Annotated in this window: 18 protein-coding genes and 1 riboswitch; of the genes, 8 read left to right on the forward strand and 10 right to left on the reverse strand. The window is 69.0% G+C overall.

Translation table 11 applies throughout. The features are described from left to right. Positions 1-14 precede the first annotated feature (14 nt). Positions 15-926, forward strand: coding sequence for an RICIN domain-containing protein (locus tag BDK92_RS31690; RefSeq protein ID WP_147457187.1), 912 nt, complete (start codon positions 15-17; stop codon positions 924-926). Between the two features lie 391 nt (positions 927-1,317). Continuing rightward, a complete protein-coding gene (locus BDK92_RS31695) occupies positions 1,318-2,511 on the forward strand; it encodes a helix-turn-helix domain-containing protein (protein ID WP_121160044.1) in 1,194 nt (397 codons plus the stop codon). Here the strand turns inward: BDK92_RS31695 and cutA are convergent. Further along, entirely contained in the window at positions 2,453-2,788 is a 336-nt protein-coding gene (cutA, locus tag BDK92_RS31700; protein WP_121160045.1) for a divalent-cation tolerance protein CutA, read from the reverse strand. The two genes, BDK92_RS31695 and cutA, sit on opposite strands and share 59 nt — an antisense overlap. Before the next feature lie 214 nt (positions 2,789-3,002). Here cutA and BDK92_RS31705 point away from each other — a divergent pair, with 214 nt between their 5' ends. From BDK92_RS31705 to BDK92_RS31715, 4 genes are read left to right on the forward strand one after another with little or no spacing between them, the layout of a single operon-like run. Further along, complete coding sequence (locus BDK92_RS31705; protein WP_147457188.1) at positions 3,003-3,227, forward strand: hypothetical protein; 225 nt, start codon at positions 3,003-3,005, stop codon at positions 3,225-3,227. Continuing rightward, on the forward strand, positions 3,224-3,370 hold the full coding sequence (locus BDK92_RS39350; RefSeq protein WP_170208760.1) for a hypothetical protein: 147 nt from the start codon (positions 3,224-3,226) through the stop codon (positions 3,368-3,370). The genes BDK92_RS31705 and BDK92_RS39350 overlap by 4 nt, the downstream gene beginning before the upstream one ends. Next, positions 3,370-3,684 carry a hypothetical protein gene (locus tag BDK92_RS31710; RefSeq protein WP_147457189.1) on the forward strand — a complete coding sequence of 105 codons (315 nt, stop codon included), beginning with the start codon at positions 3,370-3,372 and terminating at the stop codon, positions 3,682-3,684. The genes BDK92_RS39350 and BDK92_RS31710 overlap by 1 nt, the downstream gene beginning before the upstream one ends. Further along, complete coding sequence (locus BDK92_RS31715) at positions 3,681-3,902, forward strand: hypothetical protein (protein WP_121160048.1); 222 nt, start codon at positions 3,681-3,683, stop codon at positions 3,900-3,902. Before BDK92_RS31710 ends, BDK92_RS31715 begins: the two co-directional genes overlap by 4 nt. 113 nt (positions 3,903-4,015) lie before the next feature. On the opposite strand, the gene BDK92_RS31720 is transcribed toward BDK92_RS31715, so the two are convergent. From BDK92_RS31720 to BDK92_RS31735, 4 genes are all read right to left on the reverse strand, one after another. Beyond that, positions 4,016-5,506 carry an MFS transporter gene (locus BDK92_RS31720; RefSeq protein ID WP_121160049.1) on the reverse strand — a complete coding sequence of 497 codons (1,491 nt, stop codon included), beginning with the start codon at positions 5,504-5,506 and terminating at the stop codon, positions 4,016-4,018. 297 nt (positions 5,507-5,803) lie between these two features. Next, complete coding sequence (locus BDK92_RS31725; protein WP_246017599.1) at positions 5,804-6,007, reverse strand: helix-hairpin-helix domain-containing protein; 204 nt, start codon at positions 6,005-6,007, stop codon at positions 5,804-5,806. Positions 6,008-6,113: 106 nt separating this feature from the next. Beyond that, positions 6,114-7,133: a ribonucleotide-diphosphate reductase subunit beta gene (locus BDK92_RS31730; RefSeq protein ID WP_121160050.1), complete on the reverse strand. Its 1,020-nt coding sequence runs from the start codon at positions 7,131-7,133 to the stop codon at positions 6,114-6,116. 47 nt (positions 7,134-7,180) lie between these two features. After that, positions 7,181-9,553, reverse strand: a complete 2,373-nt coding sequence (locus tag BDK92_RS31735) for a ribonucleoside-diphosphate reductase subunit alpha (RefSeq protein WP_121162758.1) — start codon at positions 9,551-9,553, stop codon at positions 7,181-7,183. 141 nt (positions 9,554-9,694) lie between these two features. Further along, a riboswitch (cobalamin riboswitch) is annotated at positions 9,695-9,924 on the reverse strand. 131 nt (positions 9,925-10,055) lie between these two features. On the opposite strand from BDK92_RS31735, the gene BDK92_RS31740 reads away from it, so the two are divergent. Beyond that, positions 10,056-11,111: a Gfo/Idh/MocA family protein gene (locus BDK92_RS31740; protein WP_121160051.1), complete on the forward strand. Its 1,056-nt coding sequence runs from the start codon at positions 10,056-10,058 to the stop codon at positions 11,109-11,111. A gap of 90 nt (positions 11,112-11,201) precedes the next feature. On the opposite strand, the gene BDK92_RS31745 is transcribed toward BDK92_RS31740, so the two are convergent. After that, positions 11,202-12,197 carry an MBL fold metallo-hydrolase gene (locus BDK92_RS31745; RefSeq protein WP_121160052.1) on the reverse strand — a complete coding sequence of 332 codons (996 nt, stop codon included), beginning with the start codon at positions 12,195-12,197 and terminating at the stop codon, positions 11,202-11,204. A 185-nt stretch (positions 12,198-12,382) separates the two neighbouring features. Then, positions 12,383-13,264 (reverse strand): serine hydrolase, encoded by an 882-nt coding sequence (locus BDK92_RS31750; RefSeq protein WP_121160053.1) that lies wholly within the window; start codon positions 13,262-13,264, stop codon positions 12,383-12,385. A 61-nt stretch (positions 13,265-13,325) separates the two neighbouring features. Here BDK92_RS31750 and BDK92_RS31755 point away from each other — a divergent pair, with 61 nt between their 5' ends. Beyond that, positions 13,326-14,561 (forward strand): LysR family transcriptional regulator, encoded by a 1,236-nt coding sequence (locus BDK92_RS31755; RefSeq protein WP_246017357.1) that lies wholly within the window; start codon positions 13,326-13,328, stop codon positions 14,559-14,561. Between the two features lie 356 nt (positions 14,562-14,917). Here the strand turns inward: BDK92_RS31755 and BDK92_RS31765 are convergent, their stop codons facing one another. The 3 genes from BDK92_RS31765 to BDK92_RS31775 all read right to left on the reverse strand — a co-directional run bounded on the left by BDK92_RS31765 (position 14,918) and on the right by BDK92_RS31775 (position 20,051). Beyond that, on the reverse strand, positions 14,918-16,051 hold the full coding sequence (locus BDK92_RS31765) for a hypothetical protein (RefSeq protein ID WP_147457190.1): 1,134 nt from the start codon (positions 16,049-16,051) through the stop codon (positions 14,918-14,920). Positions 16,052-16,192: 141 nt separating this feature from the next. After that, the gene (locus BDK92_RS31770; RefSeq protein ID WP_211349703.1) at positions 16,193-17,362 is read right to left on the reverse strand and encodes a MalY/PatB family protein; all 1,170 of its coding nucleotides are present in this window, start codon (positions 17,360-17,362) and stop codon (positions 16,193-16,195) included. 100 nt (positions 17,363-17,462) lie between these two features. Then, the gene (locus BDK92_RS31775; protein WP_211349438.1) at positions 17,463-20,051 is read right to left on the reverse strand and encodes a M64 family metallopeptidase; all 2,589 of its coding nucleotides are present in this window, start codon (positions 20,049-20,051) and stop codon (positions 17,463-17,465) included. Between the last annotated feature and the right edge of the window lie 54 nt (positions 20,052-20,105).

Consider the following 20,105-nt stretch of genomic DNA (forward strand, 5'->3'; position numbering starts at 1 on the left):
CAGGAGGAAGCAAGGTGCGAGTAATCCGCCGACTACTGGCTACGACTGCCGCAGTACTCACTGCGCTCGTCGTGACGCTGGTCATCCCGGTGGGCGCCGCCTCGGCGGCACCGCCCATCGACCCCGCGTTTCCCGGCAGTTGGGCCAAGTGGACCTTCCACGCCGGTGGCGACTACAACCAGGTTCTCGAGATCGGTGGTGCTGGCGGTGCCGGTACCGCAGCTCAGCTCTACGGCGACAACAGCGGCTCCAATCAGGTCTGGTTCCAGGAGGCCGCCGCAGAAGGTGGACAGTTCCTTCACCCCGGCTACAACCGGTGGCTCTGCCTGGGCCGCAGCGGGAACGAGTGGGGGGCGAGGGTCGAGGTGCAGAACTGTGATGGCAGTTCCAACCAGCGCTGGGGCATTCCGCGTTACGCCCAACAGTGGTTCCTCATCAAGCCCTGGAACGATACGAGTGTCTGTATCGACGTACCCGGCAGCAACTTCAGCCAGGGCGTCGACCTGAACCTGTGGGGTTGCAACCAGAGCTCCGCGCAATACTGGCAGACCGGCCGCTGCTATGCGTCGGGTTGTGACGACCAGTGGCCTGACGTCACCGACTGCGACACCGCCGGGGCAGACGAGGTACGTGACGTGAGCCAGGACGGTGATCGAGTCGTACTGGTCTACTCGGCTGGGTGCCACGCGTACTTCGCCCGCCTCTCACACAGTTCGGGCAGTTGGTCCTCTGTCGATCTTGTCTTCTACCGAAGCCATCCCCGGGCCGGCCTGACAACGCGGAAGTTCGTCGTCAATGGCGGCGAGATGCGGTGGTCATCCCTGCTCGGCGCTGACTCCGAGGGTTCGTGGTTCGAGGCTTGCTACGAGAGTCCGCTGAACCCGGCGGACGGCAGGTTCTGTTCCGGCGGCGCGACCTCCAACTGATCGCATCCGATCTCGATCCGCACCGGTGCCGGCGATCTCCGCAGGCACCGGTGCGCCGATCTCCGAAGCGTTGATGACCTGCCGATGATCCCGCCACTGACTCCCCCCCGAAACGGCTGCGTTGGCAGCAACGGCGCCAGTGCGGCCCACTCGTGATTACTGATATCTCCTGGCGCCACAAAGGGTCTAACGAACGAGATTCATGATCCGTGAGACAGAACCTAGCGGTTTCCGATCGTGCCGTGATGAGCGTACGGGTTCTCGCGATCGTTAGCTTCGATGTACCGTCCGAAGTGGCGGTCCGCCGGGGTAGGGTCCGGCGTGCTGCCGCCTCAGCCCTACCTGGGAGGCACCGGTGGCCCGCACCATTGATCCATCGTTCCCGGCGCGCATGCGCCAGCTCCGCGCCGACCGGGGCCTATCGCTGCGCGACCTGGCCAAGCTGACCGTCTACGCCAAGTCCTACATCCACGAGCTGGAAACGGGTCTCAAGCAACCTACCGACCAGGCGGCGCGACGCATCGATGACGCCCTCGGTGCTAGGGGCGAGCTGTCCGCACTGGTGTCCGCAGACGGCGGGATCGGCCGCCGTGAGTTCGTCGCTGGCGGCATCGCAGTGGCGCTCCCACACCTGGTGCTTGACCACGGCCGGCAGGTGGGCTCTGATCTGCCCGTGCAGTTGACGGAGCGCACCGCGCGGCTCCGGCGGATTGACGACTACCTCGGTGGGGCGGACACCTACGAGGTGTTTGCCGCAGAGGTCGAGTCGACCCGCCGGCTAGCGCAGGGCGGTAGCTTCTCGGAGGCCACCGGCGCCGCGCTGTTGACGGTCCTCGGCGAGCAGGCCCAGCTTGCTGGCTGGGCCGCCTTCGACGCGGGTCGGTACGTCGACTCCGAGCACTTCTACCGGATGAGCCTGGATGCCGCTCGGGGCGCCGGAGACTCGGCGCTGGCCGGTAACGCGATGGCGTTCTTGGCCTACCAGGAACTGGCCCTCGGCCGACCTGGCGTGCCAGCGGCAACCTCGGCCGTTGAAACGGCGGGCGACGACGCGACGCCCGGCGTCCGGGCGCTGCTGCACAGCCGGAAGGCGTGGGCCCACGCGATCGCCGGCCAGGCAGGGGATGCGGCTAGGCACCTCGGTCTGGCGGAGAACTGTCTGACGGAGGCCGACGACCGGCCCGACCCGGACTGGGTGTACTGGGTCGATCGGAGCGAAATGGAGATCATGACCGGCCGCTGCTGGGCAGTGCTGCACCGGCCGCTGCGGGCCATCTCCGTCCTCGGGCAGGTCCTCGCCGCATACGACGACACCCACGCCCGGGACAAGGCGCTCTACCTGACGTGGCTTGCGGAGGCGTACCTCGACGCGAACGAACCGGAGCAGGCATGCGTCACCGCCGGTCGCGCCATGCGCCTCTCGTTCGGCGTCGGGTCAGTCCGGCCCGCGAAACGGCTCGACCTGTTCCTCGGCCGCCTCGCTCCCTACGCAGCACTGCCGTGCGTCGGTGACCTGCGTGCCGTGGCTAGGGAGTGGGCCCAGCAGCGCCGACTGATTGCCGGAGCCACTCCAGGCACTCGCTAGATCCCGCGACGATCGGGGTAGCGACGACTTGGGGGTTACTCCAGGGATGGCGTCCCAGCAGGTGTGCTTCCAGGGCGTCGTACCGGTCGGCCGTGGTGTAGAGCAGCAGCCGCCACTCCTCGGCGGTGCCCTGCTCGCCGAGGTGCCAAAACACGCTGACGACCGGACCGATCACCTGGGCGCTGCCGGCCAGCCGTGCCGCTACTGCGGACTGTGCGAGGTCGACGGCGGCGGCACGTGTCTCGGTTGCCGTGGCCACCTGGAGGTAGTCGCTCATCGCCGGAGCTTAACGTCGTCTGCGGACGGATCGGGTGAGGTGGCGGACACTGATCAGCTTTCGCCCACCGTAGCCAGAGGCGACGCTACTTGTGGGCGCGACGACCTTTCAGTGAGGGGTGTGCGGGGTCGTCGTGCCCACCCCGATCGTGCGGGGCGTGGTCGGCCGGCTCGCTCGTACCACGTCCCCGCACCTCCCTGACCTGAGGTGGGCGATGAACAGCACGCGACGGAAGTGGTTCCTGAACCCCGATGAGGCGGCGCCGGGCGACCAGTCCGCTCCGGCACCGGCGCCGGTGCCCACGCCGACGCCCGTGGTGGAGCGGTCGGCCCTGGAGTTGGTGACGCTCGCGGTGGGCGCGGCGGCGATCGGCGGCTCCCGCTGGTACGGTGCCCGGCCGGCCATGCCCCGGCGGAACTCCGGGCGGTGGCCGGCATGACCAGTGACGCTGAGCGGATGGTGCGCGAGGCGCTGCGGGTCACCGCCCAGCACGCCAACGGCGGCCGGTGCGAGCAGTGCACCGACACCGGGTGTCCCGCGCTGACCAAGGTGCAGGGCCTGACCAAGCCGGGTGAGTGGTGATGGGCGTCGTGCTGCGCGGCGTCGTGCTGCGCGACCTGGTCGTGGTCCTGGAACCGGGCGAGTGGTACGTCAGGTTCGGCGTCCCGGCCGCGACACGTCGCACGATCCGGCTCGGCGATGTCGACCGGATCCACACCCGGCTCACCGGACCGGACGGCAAGCAAGAGGAGATGTGGGTGTCCGGCCACAAGGGCGACTGCCGCCCGACCTGCGGCCGAGGATGCATTGCCGAGTACGTCGCCCTGGCTGCCGTCGAACGGGCGCTGGTCAAGCGGGACGGCCCGCTGGTGATTCGACCGGACGAGGCGTTGTGAGCCGGAACGAGGAGCGGACCGACCCGGCCGCCCTGCGAATGGCCGCTGATCTGACGTGGGCGCAGCACCAGCCGGGCGGGAACATCTATCGGCCCGGAACCTGCTGGCAGTGCACCCCGGGCGGCTGCGCCCAGTTGCGCTGGGCGGAGGAGGTCCGCGCCGGTCGGAACACGGAGTATCCGGAACCACGGCAACAGCCGGGGGCGATCGGCTGGTAGGCGCACAGTGACCGATGGGGACGACGGGGGGCGGGGTTGACGAAAGTCACCTACAACCTGTCACCGGGTGCGGTCGATGCGCGGGACGAGTTGGTTGTCGGGTGGCGGTCGCGTCATGCCGACGGACTCGCTCCGGCACTCGGTGGCCGGCGTGTGGTGGAGCGGCGGATCGTGGCGAGCAGCGGCGGGGAGTCCCACGCCGACTCGCCGCCGAACCAGCGTTGCACCTCCGGAGATGGCGGGCGTAGGCCGCCCAGCGGGTAGAGCGCGACCGCGAGCAGCGTTCCGCCAGCGGACACGCCGAGGCAGATCCAGAGGGCCACGCGGACGCCTTCCACGGGACTGTCGCCGACGGTCGCGGCGACGTAGAGCAGGATTGGCGCGATCATGAACGCGGCCACCGCCCGCAGCAGCTCGACGATCGCGAAGACCCGCTGAAGAGCCGCGTTGCGCAGCGAGAAGCCGGCGATGAACAGCGCCGGGGTGACCGACGCGCCGACGCCGACGCCGATCAGCCCCGTTGCGATCAGCGTACGGGTGGTGCTGGGTGGGACGCTGGCGGCGATGAGTGCGATACCGGAGATCAGCGAGAGCATCCCCACCAGCGCGAAGTAGTGCAGTGCTCGGGTGGTGAACAGCTTCGCGAACACGATCGCCGCGATCACCGCCCCGGCGAACTCAGGCAGGTAGAGCAGTCCCAGCTCGAGGGGCGAGTACCGATCCCGAAGCACGACGCCCGTCAACGCGACCGCGGGCACGGAGGTCGCCGCCGCGGACATGGCTACCACTATCCCCACCACCGGCAGTGTGCTCGTGAGGGGGCGCAGGATCAGTAACGGGCGCTTGGCGCGGTACTGCTGGATCAGCAGGATGACGATCAGCGCCAAGCCTCCGGCCAGCGGCGCCAGCGTGGCGGTGTCGAGAGATCGGCCAGGCAGGAACTGTGAGGCTCCGTAGAACGCGGCCACACAGCCGGCAGTGGCCAGTACGACGGCGACCGGGGAACGCGTGGCCGTGTGGTCGGCCGCCGGCACATCCTGAAAGGTCAGCAGTGACAGCAGCAGCGCCACGATGGCGATCGCCGCGATCACCCAGAACAGCGGCCGCCAACTGTTTGCCTCAACTTGGACCCCGGCGATCAGTGGGCCCAACGCGACCCCTCCGAAAATCGACAGGTTCAAGATCACTGCCGTCGGGGTGAGCTTCGACGGCGGGAACCCGGTGACCAGCGGAGGTACGGCAGCGATCAACAGGAGACTGGTGCACAGGCCCTGGAGTATGTGCCCGACGATGAACAGCACCGGCTCGGTCGCTGCCGCCGCGAACACCGAGCCGACCACGAGGAAAGTGGTGTAGATGAGCATCATCCGGCGCTGGGGCAGATGCTGGGCGGCCTGCACCGACAGCACAGTGCCCAGCGCATAGCCGGCGTTGGCCAGGCCCACCGCCAGGTTCGTCTGCGCCGTGCTCATGTCGAGATCCCGGGCGATGATCGGCGCGAGCGGATCCAGCGCCACCGAGACGACCAGGTACGGGACCAGCGCGGCGACGACCATCGCCGCCACCGCCGGGTAATTGTGGGCGAGCGGTCCTTTCCTCGTCATTCCGTCAGCCTCGTCATCCCGGCGGCCTCGCCGACGGACCCGAGCCGGTTGTGCTCGGCCGCAGGTCGCGGGCGCCGAGCACGGCTCGATCATGGTCCAGGGTCAGGGCGAGGGATCGCCCAACTCGGTGAGGACGGAGGCCGCTGTACGTTCATTGATCCGTGCTGGAGGCACCGATCGTCCCACCGAAGCTACCCGGCGAGAGGGTCGTATGGGCGCGATTGCGCCGAAATCGAACGCGACCAGCCAGGCCCCTCAAGGAAGCCCGACACCGGCGACGGCGACCCGGTCGGTCTGCTAACCCAGACTCAGGTTGTGCTGCTCGAGCGCACTCTGAACAATCCCGAGCGCTCTCGGCCCCATGCCGTGCAGCTTGGCCAGCTCGGCGCGCGGCACCCCTGCGAGGTCACCCAGGACCGTGTAACCAGCGTTGTTCAAGGCACGCGTCGCAGGTGCGCCGATCTTCGGCAAGGTGTCGAGGGAGGAATCCACGCCTTTCATCATGTCGGATCCGGCCCATGGCCGCGCCGACCCGGAGCCGGAATCCCGCCACCGGAGGGGAGCGGGCGGTGGGTGGGTGGACCGACGGCCCACCCACCCCGGCCGCTCAGAAGTCGTCGTCGAAGCTGACCGTGCCGCTGACACCCACCTGGTACGCCGACACCCGGCGCTCGAAGAAGTTCGACAGCTCCTGCACGTCCTGGAGCTCCATGAAGGCGAACGGGTTCTTCGACCCGTACAACGGGGGCAGGTCGAGCTGGGCGAGCCGCCGATCGGCGACGTGTTGCAGGTACTCGCGCATGTCGGGCAGGGACATCCCGGAGACACCCTGTTCGAGCAGGTCCTCGGCGAACTGCACCTCACACTCGACCGCCTCGGCGAGCATCTCCCGTACCTGCCGGGCCATCTCGTCGTCGAACAGGTCCGGCTCCTCCCGACGTACGGTGTCGACCACGTCGAACGCGAACGCCATGTGCATCGACTCGTCGCGGAACACCCAGTTGGTGCCGGACGCGAGCCCGTGCAGCAGCCCCCGGGAGCGGAGGAAGTAGACGTAGGCGAAGGCGCCGTAGAAGAACAACCCTTCGATGCAGGCGGCGAAGCAGATCAGATTGAGCAGGAACGCCCGCCGGTCCTCGCGGGTCCTCAGCTCACGCAGTTCGAAGATGGAGTCGATCCAGCGGAAGCAGAACTCGGCCTTGCGCCGGATCGACGGGATGTTCTCGATCGCGTCGAACGCGGCGAACCGCTCGCCCTCGTCGGGCACGTACGTGTCGAGCAGGTTCAGGTAGAACTGGACGTGCACGGCCTCCTCGAACAGCTGCCGGGACAGGTAGAGCCGGCCCTCGGGGGAGTTGACGTGCTGGTAGAGGTTGAGCACCAGGTTGTTGGCGACGATGGTGTCGCCGGTGGCGAAGAAGGCGACCAGTCGGCCGACCAGGTGCCGTTCGGCCGGCGAGAGCCGATCCAGGTCCGCCAGGTCGGAGTGCAGGTCGACCTCCTCGACCGTCCAGGTGTTCTTGATGGCATCCCGGAAGCGGTCGAAGAAGTGCGGGTACCTCATCGGGCGCAGGGTCAGGTCCATGCCCGGGTCGAGCAACATCGTGGTTCTTGCCGTGCTGGTCATCGTGGTGCCTCACTGTGCGTCAGGATCGTGGGCAGGAGTGGGTACGGCTACTGGCAGGCTTCGCAGGACTCCGGGTTCTCCAGCGAACAGGCGAGCGCCTCGGCGTCGACGGCCAGCGCCGGCCGGTTGATCGCCACGGTGGCCTGCTGGATCCGGGTCGCCGGCCGGGAACGCAGGTAGTAGGTGGTCTTCAGTCCCGACTTCCACGCGTACAGGTACATCGAGCTGAGCTTCCCGATGCTGGGGGCGCTCATGAACAGGTTCAGTGACTGGCTCTGGTCGACGAAGGGTGAGCGGGCGGCGGCGAGGTCGATCAGCGCCCGCTGGGGCAGCTCCCACGCCGTACGGAACAGCTCCCGTACCTCCGCCGGCAGTGCCGGGAGACCCTGGACCGAGCCGTCCGCGCGCTTGATCTCGGTGCGGATCTCCTCGGTCCAGAGACCACGCTCCTTGAGCTCCCGGACCAGGGCGGTGTTGATCTGGAGGAACTCGCCGGAGAGGGTCTCCCGCTTGAACAGGTTGGAGACCTGCGGCTCGATGCACTCGTAACAGCCGGCGATCGAGGCGATCGTCGCCGTCGGGGCGATCGCCACCAGCAGCGAGTTACGCAGCCCGTGGGCGGCCACCCGCTCCCGTAGCGTCGCCCAGCGCTCCGTCTGCGACGGGGTGACCCCCCAGAGATCGGGCTGGAGCTGGCCCCGGGCGGCCCGGGTCTGCGCGTACGCCGGATGCGGCCCGAACCGTGCGGCCAGCTCCGCCGAGGTTTCCAGAGCGGTCAGGTAGATCTCCTCCGAGATCCGGGTGGAGAGCTCCTTCGCCGGCTCGGAGTCGAACGGCATCCGGAGTGCGAAGAACACGTCCTGCAGGCCCATCAGGCCGAGCCCGACCGGCCGCCAGCGCGGGTTGCTCGCCGCCGCCTCGGCACTCGGGTAGTAGTTGATGTCGATGACCCGGTCGAGGAAGAGCACCGCGGTACGCACCGTCTCACGCAGCCGCTCCCAGTCGAGGTCGTCGCCGGCCAGGTGCGCGGCCAGGTTCACCGAGCCGAGGTTGCAGACCGCTGTCTCGCCGTCGCCGGAGACCTCGACGATCTCGGTGCAGAGGTTGGAGAGGTGCACCACGTTGCCCGGTTCGGCGGTCTGGTTGCAGAGCCGGTTCGACGGGTCCTTGAACGTCATCCACCCGTTGCCGGTCTGGGCCAGGGTGCGCATCATCCGTCCGTACAGGTCGCGGGCCTTGACCTGACGCACGAACCGGCCCGCCGCCTCCGCCGCCCGGTAGGTGGTGTCGAACTCGTCGCCCCACAGGTCCGGCAGCTCCGGCACCTCGGCCGGGTCGAACAGCGACCACACCTCGTCAGCCTCGACCCGGCGCATGAACTCGTCCGGGATCCAGTTGGCCAGGTTCAGGTTGTGCGTACGTCGCGCGTCCTCACCGGTATTGTCGCGAAGCTCGAGGAACTCCTCGACGTCCGGGTGCCACGGCTCCAAGTATACGCAGGCCGCGCCCTTGCGCCGGCCACCCTGGTTGACCGCCGCCACGCTCGCGTCCAGGGTCCGCAACCACGGCACGATCCCGTTGGAGAGCCCGTTCGTGCCCCGGATCAGCGCACCCCGGGAACGTACCCGGGACCAGGAGATGCCGATTCCGCCGGCGAACTTCGACAGCTTCGCCACCTGGGCGTACCGGTCGTAGATCGAGTCGAGTTCGTCGCGGGGCGAGTCGACCAGGAAGCAGGAGGACATCTGGGTGTGCGCGGTGCCGGAGTTGAAGAGCGTGGGCGAGCTGGGCAGGTAGGCCAGCGACGACATCAGCCGGTAGAACCCGATCGCCTCGGCCGGGGTCTCGGAGAGTCCGCAGGCGACCCGCAGCAGCCAGTACTGGGGGGTCTCCACGGTCAGCCGGGTCACCGGGTGGCGCAGCAGGTAGCGGTCGTAGACCGTACGCAGTCCGAAGTACTCGAACCGCAGGTCGGCCGTGGGATCGATCGCGTCGTCGAGCTTGCGGGCGTTGACCGACACGAACCGCGCCGTCTCGTCGCCGATCAGCCCCTGTTCGTGACCGAGCCGGATCGCCTGGCTGAACGAGGCGATGCCCTGGCCACGTACCTCCTTGTCGACGTATCCGGCGAGCAACCGGGCGGCGAGCCGGGAGTACTGCGGCTCCTCGCCGGTCATCGCCGCGGCGGTCTGGATCGACAGCCGGTCCAGTTCGGCCGTGGTCGCCCCGTCGTAGAGGCCGCTGATCGTCTTCGTGGCCACCCGTAGCGGGTCGATCTCGGTCAGGTCGTCCGCCCACCGCGCCACCGCCCGGACGATTTTCTGTACGTCGACCGGCTCGGTCGCACCGTTGCGCTTACGTACGTGCATCTGGGTACGGCGCTGCCCCGGTGCGAGTGGACCACCCTCGCCCGTCACCATCTCCGTGACCGTCACCTGTCACTCCTCGTACTCGTCGTGGACGAGGTCCGAGTGCGCAGGCAGGCGGAGACGCGCAGCCCACGGGGGCGCGTCGCAGCCGTCGACCGTCCCACGCGGTCTCGGACCGCCGCGCGCGGTTCGCCGGGCGCGGCGCTACTGGCAGGTCTTCGGACTCGCGGGCACGGCCACGGAAACCCGTGTCCTCCTACTGGCCGTCGCTTCCCAGGTGACCGGCGGACGCCGGTGCTCCCAGTGCTCTGTGACGGCGGTCGTTCCCACTCACCGCTGCGGGGCAGTCCCGGATTCACACCGGGTTCCCTGTTGCCTCAACCGGCTGGATGCCCGGCTGAACCAGTTGCGTCACGAACTATATATGGGGTGGCGGAGAAAAACGAACACCAGATGTCGTGTCGGTGTGTTGCTCGGGCTGCCGATTTCTGTCCCAACGCCCACGGGCCGACACCACCGACACCCTGCCGGGCGATGCCCTAAGGTTGCCCGGATGGCAGGCGAGACGTCCTTTGCGTTGATCGGGTTCGGCTGGCGGGCGCAGGCATTCTGGCGGTTGTCCGCCGCGCTGCCCGACGTGACCTGCGTCGGGGCCGTGGTCCCCACACCCCGGGCACTGCCGGTGCCGTACTTCGGTTCGCTCGCCGACTGCCTGGCGACCGCCCGGCCGGACTTCCTGGTTACCGCCCTGCCCCGAGCGGTGAACGCGGAGGTTGTCACTGCGGCGGTGGCGAGCGGCGTACCGGTGCTGACCGAGACCCCGCCCGCGTCCGATGTCGCCGGACTGCGTCGGCTCTGGGACGAGGTCGGCGGATCCGGCCTGGTCCAGGTCGCCGAACAGTATCTGCTGATGCCCGCACACGCCGCCCGCGCGGCGGCCGTCCGCTCCGGCATCATCGGTACGCCCACCCAGGTCCAGGTCTCCTCGACGCACCAGTACCACGCCGTCTCCCTCATCCGTGGCCTGCTCGGTGTCGGTCATGACCCGGCCACCGTTCGGGCGAGCCGGACCACCGCACCGCTGCTCGACCCGCAGACCCGCCAGGGCTGGACCGACGACCCGACACCGAAGCCGGCCACCACCACCATCGCCACCCTGGACTTCGGCCACGGTCGCTCCGGGCTCTACGACTTCACCGACAACCAGTCACGTAACCAGCTACGGTTCCGGCGGCTGCTCGTCCGGGGCACCCACGGCGAGTTGCGCGACGACGAGATTGTCCACCTGGCGGCACCCCGGACGATCGTGCGCACACCGTTGGTGCGGCGGCAGACCGGTCACGACCTGGACCTCGACGGTTACGACACCGGGACCATCACCCTCGGTTCCGAGGTCCTGTACCGCAACCCCTATCCGGGCCAGCGCTGGAACGACGACGAGATCGCCACCGCGCGCATGCTGCAGGCCATGGCCGCATGGGTACGCGGTGAAGGCCAGCCGCCGTACCCGCTCGCCGACGGGGCGCAGGACCACCTGATCGGGCTGGCGATCGAGGAGGCCGCCGACACCGACCGTACCGTCACCACGACCACCGAGGCGTGGGCCTGAACCGGCCGGATGATCCGCCGCGTCGACCGGCCGCTCGGTGCGTGCCCAGCAGGTTCGCCGGGCACGCACTGACGTGCAGCGGGTAGCCGGTCAGGCGAACCTGTAGCCGGTCAGGTATTCCGGCACCACGATCCTGGTCCCGGGGGCGACCCGCCGGATCGTCTCGACCATCGTCTCCAGACGCTGCCGGTCGGCCGGCAGGGCGGGCGGCGGATTCTTCAACTCCGTCTCGAAGTTGTCCCAGTGCACCGGCACCACGATCTCCGGGCGGTCCAGGGCCTCGATCAGCCGGGGCAGGTACGCGTGCGTCGCGTCGCTGGACGCCATCGCGATCATGGCGATGTCCGGTGCCAGTCCGGTCACGTTGCGCTCCACGAAGTCGCTGGCGCCCATGAGGAACACCTTCGGGCCGTCCTTGATTGTCAGCTGGTAGGCGAGGGTGTCGCCCTCCGGCAGGTCGGCGACCGTGGCCGGCTTCGGCGGCTGGCTCAGCCGGACTCCCGGGATACCAACCGAGTACGCCGCGTTCCGGCTGTGCAGGGAGGCGACGACCTCGACGGTGAAGTCGCCGAATTCGAGCACCTCACCACCCTTCACCAGACCGAGCTGGGCCGACGGGATGCCGGAGGCCAGCCCGAGCTGGTAGGTCGTCATGGTGCCGATGACCCGCGCCCCGGTTGTCGTGGCGATGTGCGGTACGTCGTTGAAGTGGTCCCAGTGCGAGTGGGTCACCAGCACCGTCTCCGGTCGGCCCACGTGCTCGGCGATGGTGGAGGCGGCCACAGTCAGTGGCGTCGCCGGGTTCATCCCGCCGTCGAAGAGACCGGTCCGGTACCGGCTCAGGTACGGGTCGACCAGCACGGTCCGCTGGCCGATGTCGATCCGCCAGCCGGCCGTACCGAACCAGCGGAATGTCGCGGCGGCGCTGGCACTGCGCGTCCTGGTCCGGCTCGTCGGGGCCGAGCGCCCGACCGCGGCGGCGGGTGTCGCCAGTCCGGCGGCCGAGGTGGCGGCCAGTCCGGTCGCGGCGGCGCCGACGGCGGCGGTCCGGAGCAGGTTGCGGCGGTCGAGTCGAGGTTCGGGCATGACGAGGTCCCTCCGATCAGGCTCGGTCGGGCAGTGGTGTTCCCGGCCGAGCGGACGAGTGCCGGAACTCAACCACCGGCCGGCCGCCACCGTCCAAGACCACCGGCCCGAAGCGCCGATATGTGTACGGATATCGGCCCTGCTCACGGCCGTGCGGCTGGTCGCCGTCGAGGTCGAAATCGAGATCACTGACCGCGCAGGAGCTCCACAGCGGTCCGGGCCGCCTCGCCCATCGCCAGGTCGACGTCGATCCGCCGGGTGTCGAGCTGCCGCATCCGGGCGAAGATCGCGATCGCGTACCGGCCGCCGTCGGGATACTCGGCGACGCCGGCCTCCATGTGCAGCCCGGGCAGCGTGCCGGTCTTCGCCGACACCCGTACCGGCGGCGGGAAGCCGGACGCGATCCGGGTCCAGAAGACCTGTCGGGCCATCAGGTCCCGGACCAGGGCACCTGTCGGTGGCGGGCCGGCCTCCTCCCGCCAGATCAGCCCGAGCAGACGAGTTATCTCCCGGGGAGTGCTGGACGTCGTACGCTCCGGGTCCAGCACCCGCAGGGAGCGGATCCGTTCGTCGGACAGGGTCGGGAAGACCCTGACGAACTCGGCGTCATCCCGGGCACCGACGTCGATGTACATTGATTCCAGCAGCTGTCGTGGTCCACCGACGATCCGGGTACGGGTCAACCCCAGCTCGGCGGCGAGCAGCGGCAGCAGGTCCGGCCCGATCCGCCGTAGCAGCAGGTCGGCTGCGCTGTTGTCGGTGACCGACATCGCGAAGTACGCGAGGTCCCGCAGCGACAGTTCGATGTCGTCGGCGCAGCCCGCCGTACCCCAGCCGCCCAACCTGTCCTCGGCCCGGACGACGACCCGCTCGGTCGGGTCGAGCTGGCCGGCCGCGGTCTGCCGGGCGAACTCCAACACCAGGAGGATCTTGAAGACCGAGGCGAGCACCACCTGCTCGTCGGCCCGGATCGCGACCTCGGCTCCGCTGTCGATGTCTGTCACATGCAGTTGGGCGTCGACACCCACGACGGTGAAGATTCGGTTGATACGTTCCAGGGTCGGCACGGACAACGACAGTAGCCTCCAGCGGATCTGCGCTGATATCCGAACGCATATCCTCGGCTCCGTGGACCTAGCGCGGCACCTGCGGCAGTTCCTTGTCGTCGCGGAGGAGATGCACTTCGGGCGGGCGGCCGAAATCCTGGGTATCGCCCAACCACCGCTGAGTCAGGCGATCCAACGGCTGGAACGGGAACTCGGGGTCGAACTCTTCGACCGGTCCCGGCGCCAGGTCAGCCTGACCACCGCCGGGCAGTTGCTCCTGGTCGAGGCGCCCGCGATGCTCTCGGCCGAGGAGCGGATCCGGGTGATGATGCGCAAGGCCGGCGAGGGTGAGATCGGTACGTTGCGAGCGGGCGTACCCCCGGAGACCCCCGCTGTCACCCTGCAGGCGCTGCTGACCCGGATGGTTGAGCGGGCACCCGGACTCGACGTCGACCTCCATGAGTTGACCAGCGCCGAGCAGCTCCGGATGCTCGCCGAGGCTCGGCTCGACGTCGGGCTGGTCCACCACCCGGTGGAGGTCGACGAGCTTCGGTTCGGTTCGGCCGTGACGGTCCGGCTGGGGGTGGTGCTGCCGCGCGCCTCACCCCTGGCCCAACTCCGCGAGGTCACCCTCGCCGACCTCACCGGTCACGACCTGGTCCTCTTCCCCCGTGCCACCGCACCCGGCTGGCACGACGAGATCCTCGACGTGTGTCGTCGGTCCGGCTTCACACCCCGACGGATCCGGCACGCCCGCAATCCGGATTTCCTGCTCGGCCTGGTACTCGGCCGGCACTGCGTGACGTTCGAGCCGGAGTCGACGGCCCGGCGTGAGCCGAGGGTCGCCTGGCGTCCGCTCGCCGAACCGGTGCTGAGCCGACGCACGTCAGCGGTCTGGCCGGTCCGGTCGCCGCACCCGGCCGCCGGGACGTTCGCCCAGGTCGCCACCGAGATCCTGGGCGGTCCCGCGCCGACACCCCCGGTGGTCGTCGCCCCGGACCGGATGCGGCCCTGGTCGATCGTCTACACGCCAAGCGACGTGCGGGACGACCCCGGGAGGTCACACCGAGTCGCGGATTGCGGCCAACCCGACGGCCACAAGCATCCCGAGCGCGACGAGGCCGATTCGCAGCCAGGGGACGTTTCGGACGGGCTTGACGCCCACGGAGAACGCCACGCCGACCGTGGCGGTCATGACCACACACATGGCGATGCTCAGTACCCGGTACGCCACGCCGTACTCCGACCACCACGCCCAGGTGCCAAAGACGGCTGGGGCGAGCAGGAGCATGCTCAGCCCGATCAGCGGAAAAGCTAGCTGCCAGCGTCTCCAGGGGCTGATCATCGCGCGCTGTCCTCGGACGGGACACTCCCAGAGGTGCTGTCCCCGTCAACGCGTGACTGTTCCCCCGCGTCTCGGAGCCGTCCCGCCTGCCGATCGATCTCGACACGCTCGGCTGGCGCGAGGTCGTCTCTCTGGGCCAGTGACTCGGCGAACGCGTCGCCAAGCGCCTGTCCGTACCAAGAGTGACCGGCAGCGGCACGAAGGTTGACTTCTCCGCCAAGGACGGAACGGGCCAACGATCCGAGTGGGTCGTTTGCGCCGCGAGTACGAGTGAGCGCCTTCAGCACTGCGCGGGCGAGGGGTTGCTGGCTGATGTCGTCGGTCATGCCCTATCCCTGGTAGCCGGCGGGGTGCCGATATGCCTTGAGGTCCGGTAGTGCGGCAAACTCCAGTCCGATCCTGACCATCGCGATCGTTCCTGCCATGCCTCGGAAAGTGGTTTCGGCGTTGCCGTAGATCTTCGAAATTTCCTTGTAGAGGCCATATGCCTGCCATGCGTAATACGCTGCCACGCTGTAGCCGGCGACCGCGCCGATCCCGGTTTCGATTGTTGCCGTGCCGACCACCGATGCCAGGTTGACGATGATGAGAACGTCGATGAGCTTGCTTATCAGGCTGGTTATCACAGCGTAGAAATGCTTGACCGCCTCAGCCGCCTGCAAGTAAAGGTCGGCGTATCGGTCGCAGGCGGGGCGCAGAGCCATCGCGGCAGCCCCGAGGGCGACCTGGAACTCCTGCTCCGCTTCTGCGGCCTGGCCGCGCCACACAGCAGGGACCCCGGCTGCGCTCGCGGTCAGATTGCGGCCGACGTCGAATATCGTGTTACCGACGATCCGCCATGCGGCGGCGCAGTGCACGTACGACTCCCAGTCACCGCTGAACGCGCTGCCCCAGCCCTCGAACGGGTCGTGGCCGAAAAGCCACACGCTGACCTGTCGTAGCCACGCAGCCGGACTGATCAGGTCCGTCAGCGGGTTGATCTGCCACATCTCGATGCTAGTGGCGTAGTTGGGTGGAACCAGGTGGCGGGCCGGTTCGGCTACGTCGGAGAAGGGTGGTCGCTCGGTTGTCGGCCAGAGGTCGGTTCGGCCGGTGGCCAGCATGCCTCGAATTGCAGCCGGATCTTGAGCGCCGGGATAGTCCTGGTCCAGCCGTGCGGCGGCCGAGGTGTCCGATGCGGCGTAGTCCCGCTGCGCCATGTTGATCTGGGTGGCGGCACTGCTTGTCAAGGCACGGAGACGTTCCAGGGCCTCGGTCATTCGCGTGTACGCGCTCTCGTGCGAGCCGGCGAAGATGGAGATCCAACCGCGTTCGTCGAACTCCAATTCGCAGTGCTGGATGGTGTACCGCAGTGTGTCGTCGGCGTCGCCGGATGCGCGGTGGAGCACGTTGTACAGCCCGTCGAGGCCGGCTGGGTCCACATAGAAGCCGCTCATGTTCCCCCGTCGAACGTCGGTCGGCACCTCGCGGCAGGCTAGTGGCGGGCGATCGCCAGAGTCAACGGTTCGTCGCCATCGGTAACGGATCGGACAGTGACGCGGTGAGCCGTCGATGCCCGCCGCCGCTGACGGTGCTCCTGGCGGGTGTTGTGTCTCCTGGCCCGGTCAACGTACGGCGGTGGCCATCCGACGCACCGCCTCGGTAATGATCTCCGGGGAGGTGGCGAGGTTGAACCGGACATGGCCGGTGCCTCCGGTGCCGAAGGCGGGTCCGGGCACGAACGCCACCCGGCCCTGTGCCAGGAACACCTCCGCCGGGTCGGCGGGCAGACCCAGGGCCCGGCAGTCCAGCCAGGCCAGGTAGGTGCCGTCCGGCGGCCGGTACCGAACCAGCGGAAGCTCCTCGGCGAGTAGTTCGCCGAGGAGCCGCCGATTGTCGTCGAGGCCCGCCAGCAGGCCGTCCAGCCAGGCGCCGCCGAGTCGTAACGCCGCGCTGTGGGCGATGACGCCGAGGTGGCTGGGGCCGTCGCCGACCTCCGGCGGCATCCGTGCCAGGTCGACCGCCGCCTCCGGTCCGGCCACCGCCACCGCCGCCTTGAGCCCGGCCAGGTTCCACGCCTTCGACGCCGAGAGCAGCGCGAAGGCGTTCGCCGCGGCCGGCACTGACAGGTACGGGACGAACGTCGCGCCCGCGTACACCAGCGGCGCGTGGATCTCGTCCGCCACGACCCGTACGCCGTGCCGCTCGGCCAACTCGGCGACCGTGGTCAACTCCTCGCGGGTGTGCACCGTTCCGGTCGGATTGTGCGGGCTGCAGAGCAGGTAGGCGGCGCGCCGCCCGCCGGCCACGGCGTCGGCGAACGCCCGGTCGAGGGCCTCCGGGTCGAGCCGGTGCCGCGCGTCCAGCGGGGCCTCGACGATCCGCCGGTCCAGGCTGCGCAGGAACTGGTAGAAGGGCTGGTAGACCGGGGGACTGACCACCACCGCGTCGCCGTCACCGGTGACCAGCTTGAGTACTTCGACGATGCCCATCATCACGTCCGGTACGACCGTGGTGTGTGCGATCTCGGGCGTCCAGCCCCACCGTTCGGTGGCGAAGCCGGCGAGTGCCTCCGCGTAGCCGGTGCCGTGCGGATACCCGGTGTCGCCGAGCGCGATGGCGGTGGTGAGCGCCCGGACGACCGGTTCGGCCAGGGGTACGTCCATCTCCGCGACCCAGAGTGGGAGCACGTCCGACGGGTACCGCCGCCACTTCTCGCTCGTACGGAGGCGTAGCTCGTCCAGCGACACGTGAAAGGGGCTGCCCACAGCCGCAGACGTTACCTCAGTCGTGATCGATCCGTCCCGTACCGGCAGGCGTGGACACCCGGCCGAAACGAGTGGTGGGCCGGCGCCCGGCCGGCCCACCACCTGTCAACGTGCGATCACGACGGGCTCAGAGCTTCGCGCAGTCACCGCTGCGGGCGCCGTTCACCTTGTTCGGCGCACCGAAGTCCTTGACCTGGGCGCTGTTGCCCGAGCAGCTCAACGCCCCGTTGAGCCGGTTGCCCACCAGCAGCGGCCCGTACGCGCCCGCCAGCCGGCTGTACCGCTCGTTCGCCGAGACCTGGGTGTTGTTCGACAGCGCGACCGCGCCGTTGAACGTGCTCCCGGCGATGGTCACGTCACGCGTGGTCCCGGTGATCTGGGCCGCCCCGTTCAGGGTGGAGCCGAACATCTGCACGGCCTGCGCACCGGCCGACACCAGCGTCCCGTTGATCGAGCTGTCCCGGACCACCAGGGACGCGCCGGCACGTACCGTCACCGCGCCGTTGACCTGGGCGTTCGTCAGACAGGTGACGCCCTGCTCGACGACCACCCGCGACTGCCGCCCGGTCAGGGTGGTGGTGCAGGCGGGGGAGGAGCCGGGCAACACGGTGGCCCGGTAGCTCTCGGGCGTACCGATGTTGCCGGCCGGGTCGATCGCCCGGTGCTCGACCAGGTGCGTGCCGAAGCCCGGTACGAAGCCGCCGCTCGGGTGGTCGTCCGGCAGGGTCTGCTCGAACGTGGCCCGGGAGAGCCCGCCGGTGCCGAGGTTGCCGTACGTCAGCGCCTTCACGCTCGTCCCGGAGTGGCGGAACTGGAACGGCGAGGAGGGCATCGGCTGTTCCGGGAAGCCGAAGTAGTTGAACCAGCCGTCGTTGTCCAACCGGAGCTGACCGACGACGTACCGCTTCTCGTCGTAGCCGGCCTGGTTGTCCTGCGGGTCCAGCCACATGTCCCAGCCGTCGAAGTAGACCGGGTGCTCCACTGCGCCGGGCAGCCGGGTCAGCGGCGCCGACAGCGTCCGGGGCGCGGTCGGCAGGGCGTTGTCGACGGTCCATTCGATCTGGTCGGAGACGCCGCCCGGGTCGGCCGGGTCGGTCACCCGCGCACTCAGCTTGTGGGTGCCGGGGGCCAGCTTCAGTGCAGCGAGGTCGAGGATCCGGCTGTTGCTCGGGTTCGGCAACGCCTTCCCGTTGAGCGACCAGGAGACGTCGACGATCCGGTCGGTCGGGTGGTTGGTCTCCACGAAGACGACCTCGTCGCCGGCGACCGGCTGGGTGGTGATCGTCGCCGAGGTGATGTCCGCCTCGGGGGCCGACGGTACGGCGGTGGTGTCTCCGACCGTCCACTCCCGGGTCTGCACGAACCGGGGTCCGTTGTAGCCGGAGTCCGAGGCGGTGTTGTTCGTCGACGGGTTCCGTACCCAGTCGATGCCGTCCGGACCCACCGGGTCGCGTACCTCGACGTGCACCACCGTGCCGGCGGGCAGATCGAGCGGGTCCAGGTCGAGGCTGCGGCTGTTCCGGGTGTCCAGTACGGGGCCGTCGGCCCCACCGATCCGCCAGGTCACCTGGAGCTCGTGGTAGCGCGGTTGTCCGGTCTCGACCCAGAGCACGCCGTCGCCGGGTACGGTGCCGAGCGGCGCCTGCCCCATGTTCATCTGACCGGCGTTGCGCATCCCGGTGATCCGGGCCACCATGTTCTCCCGGCCGATCTGGTCCAGGTCGAACCCGATCCACCGCATCATCGAGTGCTCGCTCGGACGACGCTGGCCGCAGGGGTACGTGCCGCCGCCCTCGTGCAACCCGATCGTGCCACCGGAGAGGCTTTCCTCGCCCAACCAGCGGAACCACTTGTGCTGGTCGGCGATCATCTGCCGCTCGTCCGAGTAGGTGGTGTGGTGGAAGCTGCTCGGCTCGTTGCCGGTGTAGCAGTTCCGGATCACGTCACGGGAGCTGTACGGGTACTCGTCGGCCAGGGTGCCGAGCGAGTGTCCCAGCTCGTGCAGTGAGATCAGTGGACCCTGCGGCGAGCCGCCGGAGGTGGTCGCGTTCGTGCCGCCGATCCCGCCGTACGTGAACGTGTTGAAGATGGCGAGCGACTGCACGTTCTGCGCCGTGCGGGGCAGGCCCAGCACGGGGGTGACGTACCTGTCCATGATCCGGTTGTGGGCCTGGTTGCCGGTCTCGCAGGGGTTCACCCCCTCCGGGTAGTAGCCGGCGTAGCTCTGGCAGTTCAGCGGCGCTCCGCCGTAGACCGTTCCCCGGGAGAGCGGGTCGGCACAGCCGTTCTGGTAGATCATCCGCAGGGCGGTGTTCTTCGCGTCGATCGGACCCTCGCGCTCACCGGTGTCCCGGATCGTTCCGTCCGGGTTCCGGACCCGCCCGTCCGGGTCGCAGCGGACGCCGTAGTCGATGGAGGCGAGCTCGACCGCGTACACGTTGATGTAGTCGCGGTAGGAGCGGAACGGCTCGGTGGCCCACATGACGGCGAGGTTGCGGTCCACGTCGGCGAAGAAGAGGCTCTGCTGGTCCGCCTGGTAGCCGTCACCCATGATGACCAGGTTGAGTCGTTCGGTGGCCGGGCCGGTGACCTGGATCGGATGAACCTTCGGCTCCGGCAGCGGCGCGTTGTCGGCCAGTGCGGCCGGGACCGGTCCGGCGACCAGCAGACTCGCCGCCAGGCCCGCCACCGCGAGCGTTGCTCTCCAGCGTCTCACAAGCTTCACCTCACCTTTCAGGTGCCGGTACGACGCCGGCACGCGACTGTCTGG

Source organism: Micromonospora pisi (genome assembly GCF_003633685.1).
In the GTDB taxonomy this organism is placed as follows: Bacteria; Actinomycetota; Actinomycetes; order Mycobacteriales; family Micromonosporaceae; genus Micromonospora_G; species Micromonospora_G pisi.

Coding starts and splice junctions, on each gene's coding strand:
- BDK92_RS31695 (WP_121160044.1), top strand. CDS start 1,318: ATGCGCCAGCTCCGCGCCGACCGGGGCCTATCGCTGCGCGACCTGGCC.
- cutA (WP_121160045.1), bottom strand. CDS start 2,788: ATGAGCGACTACCTCCAGGTGGCCACGGCAACCGAGACACGTGCCGCC.
- BDK92_RS31705 (WP_147457188.1), top strand. CDS start 3,003: ATGAACAGCACGCGACGGAAGTGGTTCCTGAACCCCGATGAGGCGGCG.
- BDK92_RS39350 (WP_170208760.1), top strand. CDS start 3,224: ATGACCAGTGACGCTGAGCGGATGGTGCGCGAGGCGCTGCGGGTCACC.
- BDK92_RS31710 (WP_147457189.1), top strand. CDS start 3,370: ATGGGCGTCGTGCTGCGCGGCGTCGTGCTGCGCGACCTGGTCGTGGTC.
- BDK92_RS31720 (WP_121160049.1), bottom strand. CDS start 5,506: ATGACGAGGAAAGGACCGCTCGCCCACAATTACCCGGCGGTGGCGGCG.
- BDK92_RS31725 (WP_246017599.1), bottom strand. CDS start 6,007: ATGAAAGGCGTGGATTCCTCCCTCGACACCTTGCCGAAGATCGGCGCA.
- BDK92_RS31730 (WP_121160050.1), bottom strand. CDS start 7,133: ATGACCAGCACGGCAAGAACCACGATGTTGCTCGACCCGGGCATGGAC.
- BDK92_RS31735 (WP_121162758.1), bottom strand. CDS start 9,553: ATGGTGACGGGCGAGGGTGGTCCACTCGCACCGGGGCAGCGCCGTACC.
- BDK92_RS31740 (WP_121160051.1), top strand. CDS start 10,056: ATGGCAGGCGAGACGTCCTTTGCGTTGATCGGGTTCGGCTGGCGGGCG.
- BDK92_RS31745 (WP_121160052.1), bottom strand. CDS start 12,197: ATGCCCGAACCTCGACTCGACCGCCGCAACCTGCTCCGGACCGCCGCC.